Origin of the sequence: Gilliamella sp. Fer1-1 (assembly GCF_001690825.1) — a bacterium.
Classification (GTDB): domain Bacteria; phylum Pseudomonadota; class Gammaproteobacteria; order Enterobacterales; family Orbaceae; genus Gilliamella; species Gilliamella apicola_C.
Genome location: NZ_LZGX01000020.1, coordinates 1 through 4428 on the forward strand (window position 1 = coordinate 1; position 4428 = coordinate 4428).

General features: G+C 31.3%; 4 protein-coding genes. All 4 read left to right on the plus strand.

All coding sequences use genetic code 11. From position 1 onward, the window contains the following. A partial coding sequence (locus A9G28_RS13495; protein ID WP_081301481.1) for a hypothetical protein occupies positions 1 to 1524 on the plus strand: 1524 nt, incomplete at its 5' end. Then, positions 1521 to 2177 (plus strand): hypothetical protein, encoded by a 657-nt coding sequence (locus tag A9G28_RS02210; RefSeq protein WP_065579622.1) that lies wholly within the window; start codon positions 1521 to 1523, stop codon positions 2175 to 2177. The genes A9G28_RS13495 and A9G28_RS02210, both read left to right, overlap by 4 nt. A 134-nt stretch (positions 2178 to 2311) precedes the next feature. Continuing rightward, positions 2312 to 2887: a hypothetical protein gene (locus A9G28_RS02215; protein WP_065579623.1), complete on the plus strand. Its 576-nt coding sequence runs from the start codon at positions 2312 to 2314 to the stop codon at positions 2885 to 2887. A gap of 39 nt (positions 2888 to 2926) precedes the next feature. Continuing rightward, positions 2927 to 4066 carry a lysozyme gene (locus A9G28_RS12950; protein WP_141674668.1) on the plus strand — a complete coding sequence of 380 codons (1140 nt, stop codon included), beginning with the start codon at positions 2927 to 2929 and terminating at the stop codon, positions 4064 to 4066. The last annotated feature ends 362 nt before the right edge of the window (positions 4067 to 4428 follow it).

Sequence of the window (4428 nt, forward strand, 5' to 3'; positions counted from 1 at the left end):
GGTGCTAAGCGGGTCAGTTGTTGGGATTGGTTTGATTTTATGCAGATAAAAGAAACGGCCACATTAAAAGAACTCTACCTTGACGCAGACAAATCGTTAAAACGTAATAAAGACAACCATTCATTATCGCAATATAAACCAACAATAAAAGAAACATTATCTATTCTTGATAAGCAATACCATGTTGAAACAAAAATATATACCAGTATAAAAGAAGCGAGTTTTAAAGGTATTGCAGATAAACCGATGCTATTTACGGCATTAAGTCGCTTATTAATCAATTACGAAAGCGAATGGTATAGTGAAATTGATGCTGAAGGCAAAATGCCGAAATGGGAAGCGTTAAACAGCGAGCTGACGGAAAATGCTAAAAATGTATTAACGTATTTAAAAGAAGCGGATGAAGCAAAATGTGATATCTATGTAAACACACTAGCAGCAGATGAACAGAAATCAGTCAAAAAAGGATTAGAAGAGCTAAGAAGAAGCATAGCACGTTTTCCAGCAGACTATATAGACAGCCCAACAGAAAAGCTCAGTAAAGGGCAATTGGACATCTATTTTTTGCTTAAACAGTTAGAAAAACAAGTGACAGCTTGGGAAAAGACCAAAGAGAAAATCAAGAAAATGTTATGGTGGGATGATGTTGCTAAAGGCTTAGCTAAGTTGAATCAACCCCAAGACACGCCTCCAGAAAATGGCGAGACAACCAATACCACAACCCCCCCAGCAGACACCACCCCACCAGCCACGCTTAGTGCTGATGGGAAGGCGTGGTTTATTCATCCGGTGGCGATGATGGATTATTTCACTAGAGTAGGAATTGTTACTTATCATATTTATCATGACGGAAAAATTGAAAGGCATATACCAGTAGAGACATTAAAAGGTTATGAAAAAAAATATAAATATGTCTATCATGATAAAAATAGTCATGTACATCAATTAGGAATATATGATTATGTTGAAGTAACAAATATTTTTTACCCTCACCAAAGATATGGTCTTACAAAATTCATTCATCTTATTGATTTAAGAGAAGTTCGTCAAAAATATTCACAACATGGTCTGAAGTACTGTTTTAATGTAGATAGTAGTCAAAAACGATTTTTCATGAATCGTGATACTTTAGCAAGTTTTTTTGGCGCAATGCTAGAAGTTAATTTTGTTGATATTAGTTGCAATGGGTTTAGTACTATCACTGGTGGTTCAGGGATCAGTAAGAGCCATTATAATGGTTATCATGGTGATTTTAAATATTTAAGAATTGATGAAGTTTTGGCAAAAGGAGATGGGACAAGCCTTCATATTGATCTACATCCTGAATTATTTGATGTTGAACGTCAAAATCAGTGGAATGATGCTTTGTATAAATTTGGTTGGACAGATATGCTTGGTTGGAGTTATACCTTAAACAAAATTAAAAAATTTCCTAACCATATAACAAAAGAGACTGCACACCATAATCATCATTTGCATGTACAGTTTTATGATATGGATAAAATTAAGGAGCGTAAAAAATGAAGAACCTAATCTATCCTGTAGTTATATATTTTATCATACTGTGTCATATTAATCTTGCAATGGGTAATAATGTACAAAATGATCTACATTATTATCAAAAAATAAGTTTGCCTTATTCATCGAATGACGTAACAAAATATTATTATTGGGAGGATAAAACTGAAGAATTGCGTATATCTCCAAATCAAAAAGTATCAGTTAGGTTTTCTGATAAAGAATGCCGCATTTTGCGAAAATTAGCAAAATTTGGTAGAAGTGATTCCTATTATCCTGCTATTTATTTTAGTTACAAAAATATTTTATATAAAGGTATATTTTTTATAAATTATACTGATAATGATATGCCAGTATTTGTTTTTCAACTAAATAGTTATGATCATCATGGAAACATTATTGACGTAATCGTTCTAGATGAACGAGTAAATGTAGAAGGTGAAGTGTTATACTTTAATGATTTTACAATTCAACAAAATGGGACGATTTTAATTAGTAAAAATGAGCAATATTTACTTGATTATGATTTAATTGATAATAACGGTAAAGGTTTTAGAAAGGGTGAAGCAAAATCTAAAAGATTTACATATCAAATGAGTACTTCAGGCATTTTTAAAAAGATAAACGAAACAAATTATAAACAATATAAGTGGAATTGATTGATAAACAATAATCTGCTTATAAAATTTAACTCCCTCCTAATATACAGCCAAAAAGAAGAAAGTTCTCTATGATAAAAGTAAAAGAGTATTTGGATACTAAAAAATGATAGAACTGGACTATTTCTAATATTTTGGCGAAGATCCGTGCGTGGAATGATGAAAAAATAACGAAGGAATGGGATGGCTCAACATCGCAACAATTGAAATCAATTAGAAATTTAGTTATTTTTTTACAAAAGGAGTTTAATTTAAATGATAAGACTTGTATCAACATCAATGCATTGCTTATAAAACAAGTGGAGAAGGTAAAAATCTTTATCCTCCTGCTGACAATTGGAACATTGATCCCAGCTGTTACTAATGCCAATAATCGTGATGTAATTAAAGTATTGTCGATAAAAAAGGTATTAGAAGTAGATAATAGTGACTATCTTAAAGATTTATGTAATAAATGGAAATTAGATAAAAAAGAGATAATACATTTTTTCGCTACTGCTGAAAAAGATATCAATTCAGCTCAAATAAATTCGTTTGATATCTATCCGTGTGAAATAAAAGGTGAATTATTAATTAATGGAATAAATAAAAAATATAGTATTAATTTGGGTGGTCTAGGATTTTTTTATGGAAAAAACATCAAACAAATAGTATTTGGTTGTTCTAAAGGTGAGTGTCTGAGATATGTTCATTATGAACCAGATATGTAATAGTAATGAGTAGACATATTAATATTGTATGGTTAAGGATTGGAATTTATTCATCATAAACCGATATTGTACTCGGCATTAAGCCGCTTATTAGTCAATTACGAAAGCGAATGGTATAGTGAAATTGATGCTGAAGGCAAACTGCCGAAATGGGAAGCGTTAAACAGCGAGATGACGGAAAATGCTAAAAATATATTAGCGTATTTACAAACGGGTGACGAAGCAAAATTAGATACATATTTAAGCCGTGTAGGTAAAGCAAAGGACTCCCCTGAAGCGAAAGGGTTTGAAACACGAAGACGAGAAATAAGCCGTTTTTCTGCTGATTATCAACAATCACCATCGGAAAAGTTGACTAAAGAACAGTTTGAATCTTATGCCAAAATGGCAGCATTAGAAAAACAAGTGACAGCTTGTGAAAAGACCAAAGAGAAGATAAAAAAGATGTTATGGTGGGATGATGTGGCTAAAGGCTTATCGAAGTTAAACCAACAAAACGACACGCCCCCAAAAAATGGCGAGGCAACCAGTGCCACAACTGCTACAACCACCGCAACAGACACCACCCCACCTGCCACGCTTAGCGATGATGGCAAGGCGTGGTTTATTCATCCTGTTACTATTATGCAGCTAGCCGCTTATAAAGAAATCAAATTTAGCAAAAAAGGAATTGCATTTCTAAAAAAATGGGAAGGATTAAGATTGAAGCCGTATGATGATCAAACAGGTAAAACTATTACAAATTATACTAAAGGAGCTACTATTGGTATTGGGCATTTGATCAAATCTTCTGAAGAGTTTGAACTATATAAAAATGGTATAAATGAAGCTACAGCAGAAAAATTGCTTTCTAATGATTTAAATTTAAAAGGTTATATTAAGGTTGTTTCCGAAAATATAAAAATAACACTTCATCAATATGAATTTGATGCTTTAGTTGCTTTTTCTTTTAATATTGGCATTGGAGGATTTAAGAGTTCAACTGTAGTAAAAATGATAAATAATCCAAAAGGATCTTATACTTATAATTCATTAGAGGAAGCATGGTTATCTTGGAGTAACTCCCAAGGAAAATTTAATCAAGGCGTTAATAATCGAAGACGTTCGGAATATTATTTATTTAAAAATAATAAATATACTACATATAGTCATTTGGATGGAGAATATAAAGAAATATGAAAATAATTTTCATTATAATGCCATTACTATCTTTTGTTTGTTTAGCTAATGATTTTAATCATTCTTGTCTGTATACAACTAAATATAACTCTTTAAAATATAATATTAAAATATCCTATTGTTGCGAAGAGGGGGAATTAGACTGTAAAAATGTTTATTATGAAGGAACGAGAAAGAAGGATCAGCTATATATATTTTTAAAAGGGGAAACTATAAATCATTATTCATCTCATCGCTTATTAGGGTATCAATTTCAAAACAATGATTATTATTACATTATTCGAGATAATCAATTAAGTATATATAAAAATAACAAGTTATTACAGAATCAGGAGCTAGAAGAATTAGATGATTAATGTAAA